Here is a 17,694-nt window from a genome sequence, read left to right as displayed (position 1 = left end):
TTAGACGAACATTCCCCCACTACCCCGCCAAATGGGACAATTGGTTAATTTTGCTAGTTCTGTGAAGGGGAAAGCCAAGGTGTACTCTAGGTTTGAACCATTAAGATTTAGGTTCGCAAACATAAAATTTAGTAATTCCCGTTTTTCAGCTATCGTCGAATCCCTAAAAGTTTCATAGGCGTTTGTAGTAATACTTATCAGGTCTACAAGCTTTTTTGATAATTTGTCATCTACCTTGTCATAACTTTTAATCAGTTCACTTAATTCATATTGCCTATCTCTTAATTGTGTTTTTTTACGCAAAAATTCTTCCCTAGTTAAAACCCCTTCTGTAACTAAGTCTACAATCGAGTCAAGTTTATTTTGAATTTGGGTATGTTCTTGCTTTAATGCACCAACTTCACGATTAAATTCATGTGCCTTTCCGTGATTAACATTCATAAGATATTCCATCGTCTGTTTTAATATTTCAGTATCTTTAATTTTTAAGCTTTTCAGTACTTCTTCAAGCTGCAGCACTATTTGATCTTCTCTGACCCAAATCATCTTTTCAGGATTTTGTGGATCCCAAGTACGTAAATAAGTCCATTCTGATACTTTACCATTTTTGTATCTTTTGGTTTTAGTATCAGCAGTAATTAGTTTATCAGTAACAGCACATTTGAGAATACCCCTAAATAAAAATTCTTTACCTCTATACTGAAAAGGTGTTTTATTCCAGCCATTTCTTACTGTTTCGCATGCCATAAAAATCTCTCTTGTGGTAAGTGGTTCATACTTATGAGGCCACAATTCTTCTTTAATCCTCATTTCTCCGTAATAAAATGGATTTTGTAAAAGTCGGTGCAAAGGTGATTTAGTAAAATGAAAACCCTTTTTACTCCTTAAACCCCACTCTTTTGCCTTGGCTACCATTTCAGATAAAGTATAAACTCCTGTAGCATAAGTTTCAAAGATTTTTTTTATTATTGGACCACTCACTGGGTCTACCACTATACTAAAATACATTGAATTAGATGACAAAGAACATAGAAATAGCTTCGAATAATTTACTAGTTTCTGTTATCTTATTTTTAATCCATTTTTTCATATTAGCCCAAAATTTTTCTATTGGATTTAAGTCTGGTGAATATGGGGGTAAAAAAATAACCTTACAACCTACTGATTCTATTAATTCTTTCGTCTTCTTTGATTTATGGAAACTAGCATTATCTAGTACTACAACCTGTCCTGCTTTTAATTCTTTAATTAAAAACTTCTCAACCCAATTATTAAATAGTTCTGTATTACAAGTTCCATTAAACACAAAAGGGGCTATCGGCTTATTATTTACTAAACCAGCTATGATATTAGTTCTTTGATACTGTTTACCACTTTTTTGTCCAACCAACAATTCTCCTATCTTACCCCAACCTCTATCTTGGCAAATGGTCCTATCTATACCACTCTCATCAAGATACACCATTTGCTCTTTGTCATATTTACTGACCTTTTCTAAATATTCAGATCGTTTCTCTGCACTTGCTTCCAAATAGCTGAAGGGTTTTTTTTATAACTATAGCCTAACTTCTTTAATATTCTTCCAACTTGAGTGCCTGTAATCCCAAATCTTTTACCAAGATATTTTAGCGTAATATTTGAATTATTTTTAACAAAATCTTCTAATTGTTGCTTGTCAACTTTACTTTTAAATCCTAATCTCGCTTTTGCTAATATTGTTCCTTCTTTTTTCTTCCTTACCTTCCAACGACTAATTGTATTCTTGTGTATATCAAATATCTTAGCAGCAGATATTTGACTATTACCTTTTTCTATATAATTTATTACTTTTTCTCTTAAATCTTGACTATATGGGCTTGTTGACATTTTTTCTCTTATTTATATCATATAAACTCACCTAATTCAATGTGTTTCACTATATTACTATATGTCGTATTGTTCAGGGTATATCTTCAGTTCTGACAGAACCCTTTTAGTTTAAGATTAACCAATTAAATTAATAAATGGAGAAATTGAATTATGGCAAAAATTACAATAAAAGAAGAAGAGGTTAGTAGATTCAAAGAAAATCCAAAAGTACTACTCTCTTTTTTGTCTGATTCTTTCAGTTCATTATATCTCCCATGCAGCTTACTTCATCATATTTGAGATAATCTCCTAGAAAAACGTCGTACTTTAAAGGATCATCTTCTACCTGTATACTATGGTCTACACCCCCAGGAACTTTTTTAACCTTGATATCCTTTCTCAACACCTTTTTCATTTCCTTATGATTAGCTTTCTTATTAAATATTGCTAAAATACCACCATCATCATTTTCGTAAATGGTTGGGTATAACCGATCATCTCCCTTTATTTTAAGTTTTAGAAAACATTTTTTTTTACATATTTTAACCCCATTAAGCTTGGGATCTGTTACTATACCTTTCTTTAAAGCATCAGTAAATTTTTGTTGTTCAGATGTATCTAATGATCCTAACAGTTTAGGGTCAATAATAGCATAAATATTCTTGTGTTTACTAATACGTATAACATCATCTTTTTTCTTTGTTGTATATGATACTTCGTTAGAAATGTTCCAAGTGTGATAATTTTTCTGATGATGATCGGAGCTTTTATCATGAGAAAATCGAGTAGCTTTTTTAATATTTTGACAATATTGATGGATAATTGTCCCGTGATTTAAAAATCTTGTAACAAAACTGTCTTTGTAAGAGACTTCTTGAATAGCAGTATCACTTATCTTAGTATCAGATTTTCTTTCAAAACTATATTCTTCTGCACCACAACTAGATGCACCAATATTATCATCCTCATGAGTCTTAGTCTCAGGCTGTTTCTTTTCACTAGTAGTTTGATTTATAATTTCTAAGGAAAAAGTAAGTTCATCATCTTCAATGATTTTATCAACAATTTTGTTAATTTGATCTTGTGAGTTTGAGCTTGTTTCAGGATCTTTGGTTAATATATGATATTGACATATATCAATTATACTGTGAAACGCCTCTAAAAACTCTTTTCTTTTAGCACTACACATGCTGTATATTTCTTTAATATACCCCCAATTTTTATTTAGAAATTCTTTGTTATTATCTGCAAATGCATTGAGCATTAAACTTAATTTATCTTCGTTAATGTGTTTTTCAATTATTGCAGAGGATTTATGACGTTGTAACAGCTTTTCTGCCCGATCTAAACAACATTTAGCTTGCTCTAAGTTTTCTATAGCTAAATAGAATTCCGCTACTTTTATATTAACTATAGGATCTTTTTTTAGATCGCTTTCTGAAAGTGTACCTAAAACTTTTGTATAATTTACTTGTTCTATATCATCTTTAGACCAATGTTGTAAACTAGTTAAAACCCTCAAAACACACTCAAAATCATTAGTATCAAGATCATCAATTACCTCCTTTATAGTGCTAACACTATACTCTCCTATTTGCATGATGAATGCCTGTAAGTATTTTATAATAGTCGTATTGATTGCCTGCTTGTTTGTTGTTATTAAAAGAGCTTGTTTAATTATTTCTACATCTTCCTGTATTGTCTTAACAAATGCTTTATCAAAACTATGATATGAAAATAACTTTATAAATTTCTCTTTAACTTCACTAGATAACTTAAAATCATTAGCTAACTGATTAAGGGTTGACGTTTTAAATTCACTACTTTCTATATTATATAAAGCTATTAATAAACGATATAAATCTGTCTTTATTTCAGTATTATCAGCATATTTTATTAATTCCAATGATACTTCAATTGTTTCTTGTAAAACCGTTCTTTTTAAATTTTCTTCATTCTTACAGTAAACAAAGCGCTTCTTATAAGCTTGGTATTTCAAATCGTTGCTAATTTTGGCCTTAGTGCTTAATTCAACCAGTGTATTAGTATAATTATCGAATAATTCTCGCTCTTCCTTTGTGAAGAATGACTTTAGACTTATTTTTTTAAGATATAGGTTTATTAACTCTTCATAGTGAATCATCTTTGATGTCTTTAATGGTATATCTTTTATAACAGAACGTATTATTTCTATATATTTATCACGATCTATCTCTTTGTAATATTTACTTAGAAGCGTATCTATCACTTCCCAATAAATTTCATCACATTTACTATATTTACGTTTATTATATACACACAAAAATAATTTCACTCGTTGCGGAATCTCATTTCTTTTATTATGTAAAATAACATCGAGACATTCTAAAAATTCTTGTGGTCTCTTGTTCTCCAATGCAGGTGTTACTACTTTTATCCCCCTTCCCTTGTGTTCCTCCTGTGGTAAATAATTTTGTAACTCTTGCTTGAATTTCTGTATATTTTCATCGTAATCCCCTTTATTAAATTTGTCTTGTAGTATTTCTGAAGAGTGCTTAGCCCCTTTTGTATCTTTTAACCATTTAATTAACTTTTTGTTGTTATTGATTTCTGGTTTAGTTCTTAATACATCCTCTAAAGATTGGAGCAAATCTAATAATGCTAAGTTATTATCGTCATCTAATTTATTAGGATTAAATAAATTCTTATCAAAAACTTCACTATTCAATAAATATTCGATAACACTTTCCTTACCTTTCCCTATATTTAAATGATCACGAATTAATACAAGATTATATAATTGTTTCTGCCATCTTAATTGTTCTATTACAACCTCATCTGTTTCTTGAACAAATTTTGACAAAAATTGCTCGATAATCTTTATATATTTTATTTTGTTTTCATTAGTTATATTAGTTGCATCAAGGGAAAGTATAATACAATTGACTATAAAATTTCCTATTTTACTATTACCTAAAAGGATATTGCAAAATGCTTGTAATTTATCATCAGATTGTTGTTTAACACTGGAATTACTTGCTGAACTACTAGTTGATGAGCTAATACTTGTATACTCTTTTGTAGAGGGTTTATGTTTTTTTGCCTTTGCCATATAAATAAACTAATATAAATTAAACATTGGTCCAGAACCACTTAATAAAAAATAAAATAACAAAAATTACAATTTATTATATTATTTATTATATAATACTTAAAGTATATTATTAATATTACTATATGCCGTATTGTTCAGGGTATATCTTCGGTTCTGACAAAACCCTTTTAGTTTAAGATTAACCAATTAAATTAATAAATGGAGAAATTGAATTATGGCAAAAATTACAATAAACCTCTTTCGAAACTGGTTAATGTAGTTCAAAATTATAAATGCCAGAGATCAAATTAAATCTAAGTATTATTTGTTCTATTAATTTTATGCTTGCAAAACTATTAAAAAAGTAGTCTCCTATTAATTGTGATAACGCTGTACTCATTCTCTTGCCTCTTAAGTCTTCAATAACCTAAGTAATAGAGCTTTGGCTACGCGTTATCTACTATTTTATTCTCTCCTTAATCTCTTTGTCCTGTACTGAGGACCGAATCTTTTACGTCTATTTCGATATTTGTCAGCAATAATTTTGAACCGTTTTAGCATACCAATAACGTTTTCATTTATAACTCTTTCTCCTGCTAACCTACGATTATTCTTTTTATCATTTTTAGTTAAAGGATTTTTCTTGCTTTTTTTCTTTGGTAATTCAGAATTATTGTGAATTGTAAATTGTAATGTGTTTTTGACCCTCTATTGTAATTATAAGTGACCCTCTTATCATAACAGTAAAACCCCTGAAGATATAGCTTTTATACAACTTATCAATGGGGTCAAAATTTGTTACAATAGGGGGGCAAAAACACATTACAATTTACAATCAACGTAATACATTCTACGTATTCTTCCAATTGTTTCCACTATAAACACCCTTTTAAAAACTCCTTAAAAAAATATTAAAAATATTAATTTTTTGGAGATATTGTTACTTATTTAGGGGGTCAATTTTCATTACAATTTTTCCCTTAAAGGGGTCAATAGCTGATTACAATTTACATTTGAAGAATGGAATGATATGTTTGGTAATGCTAAGGCAACAAAAGTAATTATCGATAGATTGACACATCATTGTCAAATCATAGAAACTGGTAATAAAAGTTTTAGAGGAGGGAAAGATGTAAATTAGTAAAGAGCAATATTGTAATAAAAAAATTATCAACTGAGTATAGTGAAATATTATCTGAATCTGAATTTTAATAATGGTTAAAATCTGATCAAAAAACTATAATTCATTTAATTTTTTACTATGGTTTGGTGGGTCAATAGTTCGTTACAATTTACAATTGTTCCACTAACTTAGCACTGCAGCCACCAATTGTATACTCCTCTGCTTTGAAGAATTGTTTTTTGAAAATATCATGGATTCGCATGCTCACGTACTATATACGCGAATTCGGGATAAGAATTTGTCAATTCTTATCCCAAATTGGAGTAAAACGCAGAAAAAACTTAGATAAATTAATTATAGAATTATTAGTGCAACAAAAACCTTTACCACAAAAAAATCATAATCATGTATTAATAGGTAATTAACCTGAATTCGATGTAACTTGTTACATCGAATTCAGGTTAATTTATAATTGCTGATTAAGAAAGTTCAACTTATCAAATGTACTTCTTAATGTAGGAATGTAAGATTTAATATTATTATAAATTTTATCCGCTAGCTGCTCATCATAAGTGTGAGAGGTAATATTTCTATCTAGCAGCATTTTTAACCACTCTTGTTCATGATCAATCAGATGTCCCTTAAATGCTTCTCTTAAAACATCTTTAGGATATTGCACTGCTACTCCTTTGCTTTCAAGAATCACCCTTAATAATTTCCAAAATAGTTCTATTGTAAACTCAAACCTTTGAATGGTAGCATCTATATTACTTCGATCTTCTAGCATGGGCTTAAATACAATATCTTCTAAAGATATTAAAGCTCTACTTAGCTTTGAGAAACCTAACTCTATTTTAGGATCTTTCATATAATTTCACCCCTTCTCGTATTATAGATAATTTTAAGTCTGATGAGTCCTCTAATTCGTCAAGCCTTATACAATCTATTTTTAAGAGTGTATCAGCATTATCAACAATTTCTTGTAATTTCAACCAATCCTTAGTAGTAGCATTATGACATACTATAGCTAAATCAATATCTGCTCTATCCTGATTATCGTTCCTTGCCCTAGAACCAAATAACCAAACTTCCTCAACCACAATCTGTGATATTAAATCATTATAAAATTTATAGTCCTGAACTTTCATTATATTAATTCCATACTTTTTGTTTATTTACCTTTTACCCCCACACAACTACTCAATGTTAAAAAATAAGGTACATGATCAGAGGGCATAAGCCAATTCCTAGCTTCTGATAAGGAGCTGACAGATAGCATCTTATCTTGTAAGTTAGAACTAGTCCAAATATGATCTAATCTACGTCCCCGATTAGATTTTTGCCAGTCTACATTTCTATAACTCCACCAAGTATAACATTTTTCATTATACGGTACGAAATGGCGGCTACTATCGATAAAACCTAAGGAAGCCTGTAATTCCAACAGAGTTGAACGCTCTATGTCTGTATGGCTGACAACATTACTCAATTGACGGCTAGACCATACATCATGCTCATGAGGGGCAATATTTAGGTCTCCCGTTATGATAATCTTACTATCTTTACTCCGATTATTAGTTAACCATTCTTGCATTAATTTGACGTATGCCAATTTATGTTTAAATTTTTCATTAACATTCACATCAGCTATATCACCACCAGCCGGTACATAAAAATTATGTATCTCAATACCTAAAACTTCTACTGCTACATGCCTTTTATTGCTATTATACAATTCAAGAATGAATTTATTGGTAAAAGGAAATTTTGATAAAATTGCTACTCCATTATAAGATTTCTCCCCTGAACAATATATATGCTGGTAACCCATATCATTAATAGCTTGGTGAGGAAATAATTCATTAATTGTTTTAATCTCCTGCAATGATATAATATCAGGCTGATGTTCATCAATTAGCTTTTTGAGCAAACTAAGTCGCAAGCGTACCGAATTAATATTCCAAGTTACTATTTTCATTTATTAAATCTCTCCAATATTTCCACTACAACATGCTTTAAAATTCTAAGAATCTTCGCCTCTGGGCTAAGATTCTTAGCCGCCCATTTCTTGATCCATGGTTCTATAAGCTGCCATACGTTAATTTCTGGATCAAGCTGCTGCCCTACCCCTTCAACTACTACTATAGTTTTTTGTAATAATAGCAATTGTGGTTGTACCTCCATGCCAAAATCTTCGGTGATTTTAAACAATTGTGCAAGTAACCTACCTATAGAAATATTTTTGACAGCATATCCCATAATCGGTTCACTCACTGCTCTGCACGCCTGAGCAAAAAGATCAAGATCGGTATTCTGAGGAATATAACCAGCCCTAAGATGGACAAGTGCTACTAACTTATAGTTTCTACTTAAAAAACCAAATAGGCTTTCAGCAATTGCCATTCTATCTTTATCAGATAACCTACCCATTATACCAAAATCTAGCAACACTATGCTACCATTCGACCTAACTAAAATATTGCCGGGGTGTAAATCTGCATGAAAGAAACCATCTCTATATACTTGGTTAAAAAATATTGTAGCAAATCTTTGGGCTACTTTAGTTAGATCTAAGCCCTGCTCTATAAGCTTATCTCGAGCATAAATTGATATTCCCTCTACCCATTCTGTGGTTATTATATATTCATGAGTCAGTTGCCAATAAACTTTAGGAATATATATAGCAACATCATTTTGCAGATTATCAGAGAGTTCTGAAGCTGCCGCTGCTTCTAAACGTAGGTCAAGCTCAAATTTCATAGTAGTATTAAATACATCTATTACCGCTACTGGTCGCAATCTTTTAAATTTTATAAATATTCTTGCTGCTAGTTTAGCAAGAATATATAAAAGTTTAATATCCTTATTATATGTATAATGAATTCTTGGGCGTAATATTTTTACTGCAACGAATTCACCGGTCTTCAACTTAGCTCTGTGTACTTGAGAAATCGAAGCTGCTGCAATTGGTATATCCTCAAAGACGGAGAATAACTCATCGGTACTTTGGCCAAAAGACTCATCAATAATCTTTCGTGCTATACTACTACTAAAAGGTGGCAACTTATCTTGCAGAGTCTGCAAATAATTGGCAATCTTAACTCCTATAAGATCCGGTCTTGTGGAAAGAGTTTGACCAAATTTTATATAAACAGGACCTAATTTTTTAAAACAATCGGTTAACCTTATACCAAAATCATCTTTTGGTGTTTTAAATAGACCAATTGGATAAACTACTATGGTTATCATCCAGCCAAGAATTTTTAACCTAGATGGTAATCTTATTGTACCAGGATAAGTCAGTATTTGCTGCTTGCTTATCACTCTTAATATATATAAAAAATTCAATAATAAGCTAATCATATATACTCAAATATACTACACTATTGATTTTGACGATTATAGTTCTTTACAATAGGGGGGCTGACACTGCTTACAATTTACTATGCTTTAGTATTTATAAACTTGACGGCAAATTGTAGACCCCTATCATCAATAGAATGCATAAGATTTGGTATCTTGTAGTTACTATGAGCAATATTATATTTCTGTAAATATTCTATTATCTCGTCCATGCTACTTACATCAACCACATCGTCTAATTCGCCATGTATTACGCAAACTGGCGTAGTTTTATTGATACATTCTAGTGGGGCAATTAATTTACCAGAAAAGCCTACCATACAAGCAAAAGGCTCTTTTTGTACCAAATTTAAATATAATCCCATCATAGTGCCTTGTGAAAAACCAATTATGATAGTATCTTTATTAGTTAAATTTAGTTCTGCTTGTTTTTTTTGAATTATCTTTGTAACTAAACCACTATTTTTAGCAACTAATTCCCCTATTACATGAGGGGTACGATCATTTATACTAAACCATTGTCTACCATACGGTGCATTATCAAATTTTTCAACTCCATGCGGCGAAATAAAATGACAATCTAGCAATTCCTTAGATATAAAGGGAACTAAGCTTATTAAGTCATGCCCATCTGAACCAAGCCCATGTAACAATACAACAAGCTTTTTACATTGACCATTCAAACTTTTTACTTCTGGGTAAGATAATATTTCACTTTCAATTTTAGTCATTTTTAACACTCTTAGGATTAATCCGAGTTCGATATAACATTGCTATTAAAATATCTTACATCAAATTCAGGTCATGGTTAACTTAGCAATAGTTTTATTAGCTTCTTCTAGCTCCTGTTTAGTATTTACTCCAAGCACTATGTCGTGGTCTGAAGATAGCAAATATGATACTTTTTCTCCGCTATCCTTAGCTATTTTTACAAGGGCGGTCAAATATAACTCTTTTGATCTATCAACCTCACCTAAAAAAATAGTATGTAGATATTTTTTTAATATACCAGCTTCAAAAGCCATAATACCAGAATTACAAATTGTTATAGCTTGTTCTTCATTCGTTGCTTCTTTAAATTCTACAATTTTTAAAAAATTTCCTAGTTTATCAGTAACTATTCGTCCATATTGCCCGGGGTTATCACGTCTAAAGCATAACGTTGTAATGGCTGAATTTGTAGAAACTAGGTGGTCTAGTAAATCATTAATAATATTTGCGGTGATTAAAGGATTATCTCCGTAAAGCACTGCTACAATTTTATTGTCATCAACTAAGTCTAAAGCAGTATATACCGCATGAGCAGTACCCAATCGTTCTAGCTGCAATGCAAATTTACACCCCTCTTTATAAGAAGGAATATATTCTTCTAATTGTAATGAGTGAACTAAGATAACATCGTTAGTCACTTTCTTGGCATTTGTTAGCACCCTATCAAGCATAGGTCTACCACCAACTTCGTGCATTACTTTTGGTAACGAAGATTCCATTCTTCTACCATTACCAGCAGCTAGAACAATAATTTGGCAGTCCATATTAAACGTCCTTCATAGTTTCATAAATTGCATCAGATAATTCATAATTACCAAAAACTTTTTGTACGTCATCGCTTTCTTCTAAAAGATCCACTAATTTTAATAGCTTCTCTGCCTTATCTTTATCTTCTATAATCATGATATTCTGAGGAATCCAACCGATGTAGGATTCCTCAGGAGTTCCATATTTATTAGTCAAAAATTCAAGAGTTTGTACAAAATTCTCAATATCTGTATAGATTAAATACGCATCTTCTTCAGAAATCACATCTTTTGCCCCAACCTCTAGGCTACTTTCCAATATAGATTCTGCCGATATTAATTCTACTGGATATTGTATTACTCCAAGATGATCAAACATATAACTGCTACTTCCAGTCTCACCTAAATTACCACCAAATTTAGTAAAAGCCGACCTAATTTCAGCAGCTGTGCGATTTTTATTATCAGTTAAAGCCTCTACTATTATTGCAATACCGCCCGGAGCAAAGCCTTCATATCTAATCTCTGTATAATTTTCGTTATTATTCGAATCACTTGCTGCACTTATTGCCTTATCTATTCGATCCTTTGGCAAATTCTGACTGCGTGCTGCAGCTATGCTACTCCGCAGGCGTGGATTATTGCTTACATCAGTTCCCATTTTAACAGCAGTGATAATTTCTCTAATTAGCTTAGTAAAAACTTTCGCCCTTTTCTTATCTTGTGCACCTTTTCGGTGTTGAATGTTTTTAAATTTCGAATGACCGGCCATAATGCTCCCATAAAACCTAAAGCTATCAAAGCCGGATCGTATCAGAAGGCAATTTAAAGTCAAGAATAAATTCTTCAAGCTTTTCCAACATTAGAGTCATTTTTTACTTTAATAAAACTGCATATCCTTTTATATTAGCTAGTATAGCACATAGAACGAACCCACTAATACCAAATATGAAAAAATTTATAATTTTATATCTGTTATTTGCTCACGATTGCTTAGCCTCAGAACCTCAGGCGTGGCAAATGTTGTTGCAAACTCCAGCAAGCCCTCTTATGGAAGAGCTTCACGGGTTTCACAATTTCCTACTGTTAATATCAGGAGGAATAGTTGTCTTTATTACCATTCTACTAGTCTATGTTTGCATTAGATTTAATGCCAAAGCCAACCCTATTCCAGCAAAATTTTCTCATAATATCTTAATTGAAGTTATTTGGACGATAATCCCTATAATAATTTTAGTTATTATTGCCATACCATCATTTCGTATTTTACGTTTTGCAGAAAAAATTCCTGAAATAGATATGACTGTTAAAGTCGTGGGCTATCAGTGGTATTGGCATTATATATATCCTGATCACGATAATATCGAATTTGATAGTTATTTAATTACCGATGAAAAATTAAAACTTGGTCAAAAACGCTTATTAGATGTCGATAACCGTATTATCATACCAGAAAATACTACTGTGAAATTTCTAATTACGGCGGGAGACGTCATACATAGTTTTGCAGTACCAGCACTGGGCATAAAGATGGATGCTGTTCCTGGAAGAATCAATGAAACTTGGACTAAAATTAGCAAAAAAGGCGTGTATTATGGTCAATGTTCAGAACTTTGCGGTGTTAATCACGGTTTTATGCCGATTGCCATTGAAGTGGTAAGTAAGGAAGAATTTCAAAACTGGTTGATTATGGCAAAATCAAAATTTTCTATGAATATGAAGACTAAAGTTATTGCGAGGAAACCATGAGGTCGACTAAGCAATCTAAGTGGATTGCCACTACACTCACGTGGTCTCGCTAATAGGCGAAAGTACTTATAACTCGTCATTGCGAGGAGCTACTTTAGTAGCGACGAAGCAATCCATTTCTAGTCATTTTCCTGGATTGCTTCGTCGACCTACGGTCTTCCTCGCTAATAGACGAGGAGACTATCTAGAATATTAACGGGTTAGCTATAGATTCCGCACTGAAGCGGGAATAATTATTAACTAAATAAGCAGGACTCATATGGTAAACTCAAATAATAATTATCCACATCTTTATGCAAAACAGGTTAAAGAAACCGTATTTTTAAAACATTTTATTCACAATCCTAACATAATGGTAGGTGATTATACTTACTATCATGATAACCAACACCCAGAATATTTTGAGCGTAATAATATCAGAGGATGCCATGAGTGTAAATTAATTATCGGTAAGTTTTGTTCTATCGCCATGAGAACCACTTTCATCATGGATGATGTGAATCACCCAATGGATGGCTTTTCTACTTATCCATTTTTTATTTTCGAGAATTGGGACAATTATACGCCAACTCTTGGTAAAAGCAGAAATACCGTAGTTGGTAATGATGTGTGGTTTGGTACGAATGCAGTCATTATGCCAGGAGTAACAATAGGAGACGGAGCAATTATCGGAGCATATGCAGTGGTCACCAAGGATGTACCACCCTATTCTATCGCTGTAGGTAATCCTAGTAGAATTATTAGAAAAAGATTCTCAGAAACAATAATAGGCGAATTAGTACAAATAAAATGGTGGGACTGGGATTATGATAAAATTACTAGAAATATCGAAGTTATAGTAGGGGCAGATATTAATCAACTTAAAGAATGTAAATAGTAACCATTATGACACTTAAAGATCAAGCCTCTACTGAATTAATATCTGATCATCACGAAACTCCTACGGGTTTACAAAGATGGATTTTTTCCACTAATCACAAAGATATTGGCGTAATGTATATTATATTCGCCATATTTGCTGGGCTTGTTGGTGGATTATTTTCTGTTATTTTTAGGTTAGAACTAGCAGTACCCGGCGGACATCTACTAGGTGGTAATTATCAGCTATACAATGTATTAATTACCGCTCATGCTATAATTATGGTGTTTTTCATGATTATGCCAGCTTTATTTGGCGGATTTGGTAATTACTTCATACCAATTTTAATAGGTGCCCCGGATATGGCTTTTCCAAGGCTAAATAATATAAGTTTTTGGCTACTTGTCCCTGCTTTTATATTATTAATGCTGTCAGGTTTGGTTGATGGAGGAGCTGGTACTGGTTGGACATTTTATCCTCCTCTAAGTAGTCTAGTAGGGCATCCTGGGGCTGCTGTGGATATGGCTATTTTAAGCTTACATCTTACAGGACTTTCCTCCATTCTTGGTTCAATTAATATGATTGTCACTATCTTTAATATGAGAACTGATGGTATGGGGTTATTTGAAATGCCCTTATTTGTTTGGTCAATTTTGGTTACTGCCTTCTTGTTGATACTGGCAATTCCTGTGTTAGGAGGTGCAATAACCATGTTACTAACTGATCGAAATTTTGGTACTACTTTTTTCAAGCCTGATGGTGGCGGAGATCCAGTGTTATTTCAGCATTTATTTTGGTTTTTTGGTCATCCAGAAGTATATATTGTAGTATTGCCGGGATTTGGTATAGTCAGTCAGGTTATTTCTACTTTTTCCCGTAAGCCAATATTCGGTTATTTTGGTATGGTGGTAGCTATGGTAATTATCGGGTTTGTTGGTTTTATAGTCTGGGCTCACCATATGTTTACTGTTGGTCTTTCGTACAATGCATTAATATATTTTACTGCGGGCACTATGATTATCGCTGTACCTACTGGTATCAAAATCTTTAGCTGGATTGCCACAATGTGGGGAGGATCAATTACTTTTGAAACCCCTATGTTATTTTCCATAGGGTTTATCTTGCTATTTACTATTGGCGGAGTTACCGGTATAATATTATCAAATTCAGCAATCGACAGAATTTTACACGATACATATTATGTTGTAGCACATTTCCATTACACTATGTCACTTGGAGCGTTATTTACTGCATTTGCTGGGTTCTATTATTGGTTTGGTAAAATGTCAGGGCGGCAATATCCTGAGATGATGGGCAAAATTCATTTTTGGGTTACCTTTATTGGTGTTAATTTGACATTTTTCCCTCAGCATTTTCTAGGATTAGCTGGTATGCCAAGAAGAATACCGGATTATCCGGATGCGTTTGCCGGCTGGAATATGGTTTCATCTATCGGAGCTAGTATTTCATTTGTTGCGGCTCTTTATTTTGTATTCATTGTTATTTATACTCTGAAATACGGGAGAAAATGTCCAAATAATCCTTGGGGGGATGGGGCGGATACTCTCGAATGGACAATCTCCTCTCCACCACCATTTCATACTTTTGAAACATCACATAAAGGAAACTAATTTTATGAATGGATATATCTATTGTGGCTTTTGGCGGAGATCTATTGCTGTAGTTTTGGATCGAATTTTCTTAATTATTTTTCTTCTAATTTGTATAATTATGATACTAGCAAGTAATCCTACACTAGCCGATACACTATCCGATTCTTTCATTTCGACATTAATAATACTATCATTAACAATACTATATGATCCAATATTTCAGTCATCTTCAATGCAAGCAACTCTTGGCGGTTATATATTGGGCATGAAGATCATAAACGAGGATGGTACTCGAATAAGCTTTTTAAAAGCGTTGATTAGATTTATTATATTAGCACTAATAAGTAGTACTGTAATATTAGGGATTATAAGTGTTTTCTGCATGATATGTACTGATGAGAAAAAGTTTCTACATGACATGATTTGTGGTACTCGGATGGTAAAAAGATAAGGTTAGTATGATACAAAAAAAACCAGTAATAGGAATAACACTAGATTTGGCTAATAATTCTGAAAAATATGCCTATGCTACTTTTCCTTGGTATGCAATTAGGCAAAATTATGCAGATAGTGTGATAAAAGTTGGAGGAATCCCCTTAATGCTACCCTATCAATATGATACAATTGAAGTGATGCTGTCAATTATCGATGGGCTAATTATTCCCGGCGGTGATGAGGATATTCACCCTAAATTTTATGGTCAAGAATTCACTTGTGATAGAACAGCTACCAACGACCAACGTGATAATTTTGAGTTACTACTTACCCAAAAAGCTCTAGAAAAGAACATGCCATTCCTTGGAATATGTCGTGGCATGCAGATGTTAAATGTAGTATGCGGTGGCAACCTTATCCAGCATATACCTGATTACATAAAGTCACAAGCAGGAGTAGCTACGGCTATTAACCACGAGCAACCTGCCCCCAAAAATACATTATCGCATTCTATAACGATAGAACCAAACACTATTCTCGCAAAATTATCGGGAAATAAGCAAACTTGTATGGTTAACTCGAGCCACCATCAAGCAGTAGGAGAAATAGGCAAGGGACTCCGAGTTGTAGCAACAGCACCGGACGGGATAATTGAAGCAATCGAGTCAATAAATCACAAATTTGTTATAGGAGTAGAATGGCATCCTGAATATTTAAACCCTAATGATTTAAATTTATTTAAAGGATTAATCGAAGCTATATAGTCGAATGATTTGAAGAACAAATCCATATAAGAGTCGATGTGATATACTCAAATGATTTGAAGAATTGGATTTGAAAATGAATGGTGAGCAGGCATAGCGTACATATAGTACGTGAGCATGCGAATCCATGATATTTTCAAAAAACAATTCTTCAAAGCAGAAGAGTATACCATTTCCCATTATTAACTACGCTAATACTACAGTTGTAGTACTAATGTTAAAACGATGTCATCCCAGCGAAAGCTGGGATATAATAATGTTTAATAGTCTTTCAGGCTTTTTTTAGACCCCTGCCTTCGCAGGGGTGACATCGAAGGGGTTTTTACTCGGTCCTTCACCCCACATAGTCTCAAAGATGACTTTCAGCAAATTGCCAATTAATCATATGTTCTATATAAACTGAGACATAGTCCGGGCGCTTATTGCGATAATCTATATAGTATGCATGCTCCCAAACATCACAGGCAAGCAGAGGTTTCATAGATTTAGTAATAGGAGTTTCACCATTACTAGTTTTTACTATTTGTAATTTCCCATTATTAGATACTAACCATACCCAGCCGCTACCAAATTGACTTACTGCCGCTTGCTTAAATTCAGTAGCAAAATTCTCATAACTGCCAAAATCTTTATTTATCTGTTCCAATATCTTACCAGTAGGGCTTCCTCCACCTGAAGGCTTAATAGAATGCCAAAAGAAAGTATGATTCCATATTTGTGCTGCATTATTAAATATGGCTGCTTCAGTTGGTTTTATGCTTGTAGAAATTATTAATTCTTCCAAACTTTTTTTCTGCAACTCCTGATTATCTTGTAGAAAATTATTCAGGTTAGTTACATATGTTTGGTGGTGTTTCCCATAGTGGTAGTCAAAAGTTTCAGAGGAAAAATGCGGAACAAAATCACTTTTACCATAAGGCAATTCCGGCAAGACAAAAGGATAAGATATTTGGTTAGATTGTTTGCAATATATCATAATTTTCTCAATTTTAGTATAAAATACTTACTTTTTTATTAAGCACTCTCGTTGTCATTCCCGCTTCAATACACTACTGTTCGGTTTAAGTCGGCAGTCATCTAAAACTTGACTATTTGTCACCCCTGACAAGTGCCACTTACTTTCTTAGTATATCATAACCATAATTATATCATAGTTTTATCTTACAATCCCTGTTAGGGTTGATGTTACCCCTGATTCCCCTTCGATGTCACCCCTACGAAAGCAGGGGGCTAGAAAAGTCTAAATAGTTTTCTTGGCTATTTTTTAGACCCCTAAAATCATGATAGTAGCGGGAGGGACTAGGCGTACATTTGTGAGTACCGCTAGAATTTTGGATAATGACGACGCAA

The 17,694-nt window shown here is 32.8% G+C and carries 19 protein-coding genes and 1 pseudogene; 6 read left to right on the top strand and 14 right to left on the bottom strand.

Translation table 11 applies throughout. The annotated features are described in order from the left end of the window. From AB3211_RS05980 to AB3211_RS05955, 6 genes and pseudogenes are all read right to left on the bottom strand, one after another. On the bottom strand, positions 1-981 hold the full coding sequence (locus AB3211_RS05980) for a recombinase family protein (RefSeq protein ID WP_367363962.1): 981 nt from the start codon (positions 979-981) through the stop codon (positions 1-3). A 31-nt stretch (positions 982-1,012) separates the two neighbouring features. Further along, a complete protein-coding gene (locus AB3211_RS05975) occupies positions 1,013-1,531 on the bottom strand; it encodes an IS630 family transposase (protein WP_367363961.1) in 519 nt (172 codons plus the stop codon). Then, positions 1,495-1,866, bottom strand: a complete 372-nt coding sequence (locus tag AB3211_RS05970) for an IS630 transposase-related protein (protein WP_367363850.1) — start codon at positions 1,864-1,866, stop codon at positions 1,495-1,497. The genes AB3211_RS05975 and AB3211_RS05970 overlap by 37 nt, the downstream gene beginning before the upstream one ends. Before the next feature lie 238 nt (positions 1,867-2,104). Next, positions 2,105-4,939: a hypothetical protein gene (locus AB3211_RS05965; RefSeq protein ID WP_367363960.1), complete on the bottom strand. Its 2,835-nt coding sequence runs from the start codon at positions 4,937-4,939 to the stop codon at positions 2,105-2,107. Positions 4,940-5,192: 253 nt separating this feature from the next. After that, positions 5,193-5,321, bottom strand: a complete 129-nt coding sequence (locus AB3211_RS05960; protein ID WP_367363959.1) for a hypothetical protein — start codon at positions 5,319-5,321, stop codon at positions 5,193-5,195. Between the two features lie 65 nt (positions 5,322-5,386). After that, positions 5,387-5,602, bottom strand: a pseudogene (locus tag AB3211_RS05955) (transposase family protein); the annotation flags it as partial. Between the two features lie 349 nt (positions 5,603-5,951). On the opposite strand from AB3211_RS05955, the gene AB3211_RS05950 reads away from it, so the two are divergent. Further along, positions 5,952-6,062 carry an ATP-binding protein gene (locus tag AB3211_RS05950; protein WP_367363958.1) on the top strand — a complete coding sequence of 37 codons (111 nt, stop codon included), beginning with the start codon at positions 5,952-5,954 and terminating at the stop codon, positions 6,060-6,062. A gap of 448 nt (positions 6,063-6,510) precedes the next feature. On the opposite strand, the gene AB3211_RS05945 is transcribed toward AB3211_RS05950, so the two are convergent. The 7 genes from AB3211_RS05945 to AB3211_RS05915 form a co-directional block, all read right to left on the bottom strand. Next, complete coding sequence (locus tag AB3211_RS05945) at positions 6,511-6,912, bottom strand: HI0074 family nucleotidyltransferase substrate-binding subunit (protein ID WP_367363957.1); 402 nt, start codon at positions 6,910-6,912, stop codon at positions 6,511-6,513. Then, on the bottom strand, positions 6,899-7,192 hold the full coding sequence (locus AB3211_RS05940; protein WP_341747307.1) for a nucleotidyltransferase domain-containing protein: 294 nt from the start codon (positions 7,190-7,192) through the stop codon (positions 6,899-6,901). The genes AB3211_RS05945 and AB3211_RS05940 overlap by 14 nt, the downstream gene beginning before the upstream one ends. A gap of 23 nt (positions 7,193-7,215) precedes the next feature. Further along, positions 7,216-8,022, bottom strand: a complete 807-nt coding sequence (gene xth, locus AB3211_RS05935; protein ID WP_367363956.1) for an exodeoxyribonuclease III — start codon at positions 8,020-8,022, stop codon at positions 7,216-7,218. Then, positions 8,019-9,407: a 2-polyprenylphenol 6-hydroxylase gene (gene ubiB / locus AB3211_RS05930; protein ID WP_367363955.1), complete on the bottom strand. Its 1,389-nt coding sequence runs from the start codon at positions 9,405-9,407 to the stop codon at positions 8,019-8,021. Before ubiB ends, xth begins: the two co-directional genes overlap by 4 nt. A gap of 80 nt (positions 9,408-9,487) precedes the next feature. Continuing rightward, positions 9,488-10,138, bottom strand: a complete 651-nt coding sequence (locus tag AB3211_RS05925) for a dienelactone hydrolase family protein (RefSeq protein WP_367363954.1) — start codon at positions 10,136-10,138, stop codon at positions 9,488-9,490. 66 nt (positions 10,139-10,204) lie between these two features. After that, positions 10,205-10,942 carry a sugar phosphate nucleotidyltransferase gene (locus AB3211_RS05920; RefSeq protein ID WP_367363953.1) on the bottom strand — a complete coding sequence of 246 codons (738 nt, stop codon included), beginning with the start codon at positions 10,940-10,942 and terminating at the stop codon, positions 10,205-10,207. Position 10,943: 1 nt separating this feature from the next. After that, entirely contained in the window at positions 10,944-11,696 is a 753-nt protein-coding gene (locus AB3211_RS05915) for a YebC/PmpR family DNA-binding transcriptional regulator (protein WP_367363952.1), read from the bottom strand. Positions 11,697-11,872: 176 nt separating this feature from the next. Between AB3211_RS05915 and coxB the strand changes: the two genes are divergently transcribed. The 5 genes from coxB to AB3211_RS05890 all read left to right on the top strand — a co-directional run bounded on the left by coxB (position 11,873) and on the right by AB3211_RS05890 (position 16,344). Further along, positions 11,873-12,673, top strand: a complete 801-nt coding sequence (gene coxB / locus AB3211_RS05910; RefSeq protein ID WP_341758459.1) for a cytochrome c oxidase subunit II — start codon at positions 11,873-11,875, stop codon at positions 12,671-12,673. Between the two features lie 259 nt (positions 12,674-12,932). Next, positions 12,933-13,550 (top strand): CatB-related O-acetyltransferase, encoded by a 618-nt coding sequence (locus AB3211_RS05905; protein WP_367363951.1) that lies wholly within the window; start codon positions 12,933-12,935, stop codon positions 13,548-13,550. An 8-nt stretch (positions 13,551-13,558) separates the two neighbouring features. Beyond that, positions 13,559-15,163 carry a cytochrome c oxidase subunit I gene (gene ctaD, locus AB3211_RS05900; RefSeq protein WP_367363950.1) on the top strand — a complete coding sequence of 535 codons (1,605 nt, stop codon included), beginning with the start codon at positions 13,559-13,561 and terminating at the stop codon, positions 15,161-15,163. Positions 15,164-15,167: 4 nt separating this feature from the next. After that, positions 15,168-15,596, top strand: coding sequence for an RDD family protein (locus AB3211_RS05895; protein WP_367363949.1), 429 nt, complete (start codon positions 15,168-15,170; stop codon positions 15,594-15,596). A 10-nt stretch (positions 15,597-15,606) separates the two neighbouring features. Further along, complete coding sequence (locus AB3211_RS05890; RefSeq protein ID WP_367364829.1) at positions 15,607-16,344, top strand: gamma-glutamyl-gamma-aminobutyrate hydrolase family protein; 738 nt, start codon at positions 15,607-15,609, stop codon at positions 16,342-16,344. Positions 16,345-16,693: 349 nt separating this feature from the next. Here AB3211_RS05890 and AB3211_RS05885 read toward each other — a convergent pair whose 3' ends face one another. Continuing rightward, positions 16,694-17,320 (bottom strand): superoxide dismutase, encoded by a 627-nt coding sequence (locus tag AB3211_RS05885; protein ID WP_367363948.1) that lies wholly within the window; start codon positions 17,318-17,320, stop codon positions 16,694-16,696. Positions 17,321-17,694 lie beyond the last annotated feature (374 nt).

The sequence above is a fragment of the Candidatus Tisiphia endosymbiont of Nedyus quadrimaculatus genome (genome assembly GCF_964059235.1).
Taxonomy (GTDB): domain Bacteria; phylum Pseudomonadota; class Alphaproteobacteria; order Rickettsiales; family Rickettsiaceae; genus Tisiphia.
The sequence above is the reverse complement of the archived record's forward strand: the minus strand, read 5'-3'. Positions and strand labels throughout refer to the sequence as shown.

Excerpts from the sequence above, each read along its gene's own strand:
- AB3211_RS05920 (WP_367363953.1), bottom strand. The coding sequence starts at position 10,942 with ATGGACTGCCAAATTATTGTTCTAGCTGCTGGTAATGGTAGAAGAATG.
- AB3211_RS05945 (WP_367363957.1), bottom strand. The coding sequence starts at position 6,912 with ATGAAAGATCCTAAAATAGAGTTAGGTTTCTCAAAGCTAAGTAGAGCT.
- AB3211_RS05905 (WP_367363951.1), top strand. The coding sequence starts at position 12,933 with ATGGTAAACTCAAATAATAATTATCCACATCTTTATGCAAAACAGGTT.
- AB3211_RS05960 (WP_367363959.1), bottom strand. The coding sequence starts at position 5,321 with ATGAGTACAGCGTTATCACAATTAATAGGAGACTACTTTTTTAATAGT.
- AB3211_RS05885 (WP_367363948.1), bottom strand. The coding sequence starts at position 17,320 with ATGATATATTGCAAACAATCTAACCAAATATCTTATCCTTTTGTCTTG.
- AB3211_RS05895 (WP_367363949.1), top strand. The coding sequence starts at position 15,168 with ATGAATGGATATATCTATTGTGGCTTTTGGCGGAGATCTATTGCTGTA.
- AB3211_RS05915 (WP_367363952.1), bottom strand. The coding sequence starts at position 11,696 with ATGGCCGGTCATTCGAAATTTAAAAACATTCAACACCGAAAAGGTGCA.
- AB3211_RS05940 (WP_341747307.1), bottom strand. The coding sequence starts at position 7,192 with ATGAAAGTTCAGGACTATAAATTTTATAATGATTTAATATCACAGATT.
- AB3211_RS05965 (WP_367363960.1), bottom strand. The coding sequence starts at position 4,939 with ATGGCAAAGGCAAAAAAACATAAACCCTCTACAAAAGAGTATACAAGT.
- coxB (WP_341758459.1), top strand. The coding sequence starts at position 11,873 with ATGAAAAAATTTATAATTTTATATCTGTTATTTGCTCACGATTGCTTA.
- AB3211_RS05970 (WP_367363850.1), bottom strand. The coding sequence starts at position 1,866 with ATGTCAACAAGCCCATATAGTCAAGATTTAAGAGAAAAAGTAATAAAT.
- ubiB (WP_367363955.1), bottom strand. The coding sequence starts at position 9,407 with ATGATTAGCTTATTATTGAATTTTTTATATATATTAAGAGTGATAAGC.
- xth (WP_367363956.1), bottom strand. The coding sequence starts at position 8,022 with ATGAAAATAGTAACTTGGAATATTAATTCGGTACGCTTGCGACTTAGT.
- AB3211_RS05950 (WP_367363958.1), top strand. The coding sequence starts at position 5,952 with ATGTTTGGTAATGCTAAGGCAACAAAAGTAATTATCGATAGATTGACA.
- ctaD (WP_367363950.1), top strand. The coding sequence starts at position 13,559 with ATGACACTTAAAGATCAAGCCTCTACTGAATTAATATCTGATCATCAC.
- AB3211_RS05925 (WP_367363954.1), bottom strand. The coding sequence starts at position 10,138 with ATGACTAAAATTGAAAGTGAAATATTATCTTACCCAGAAGTAAAAAGT.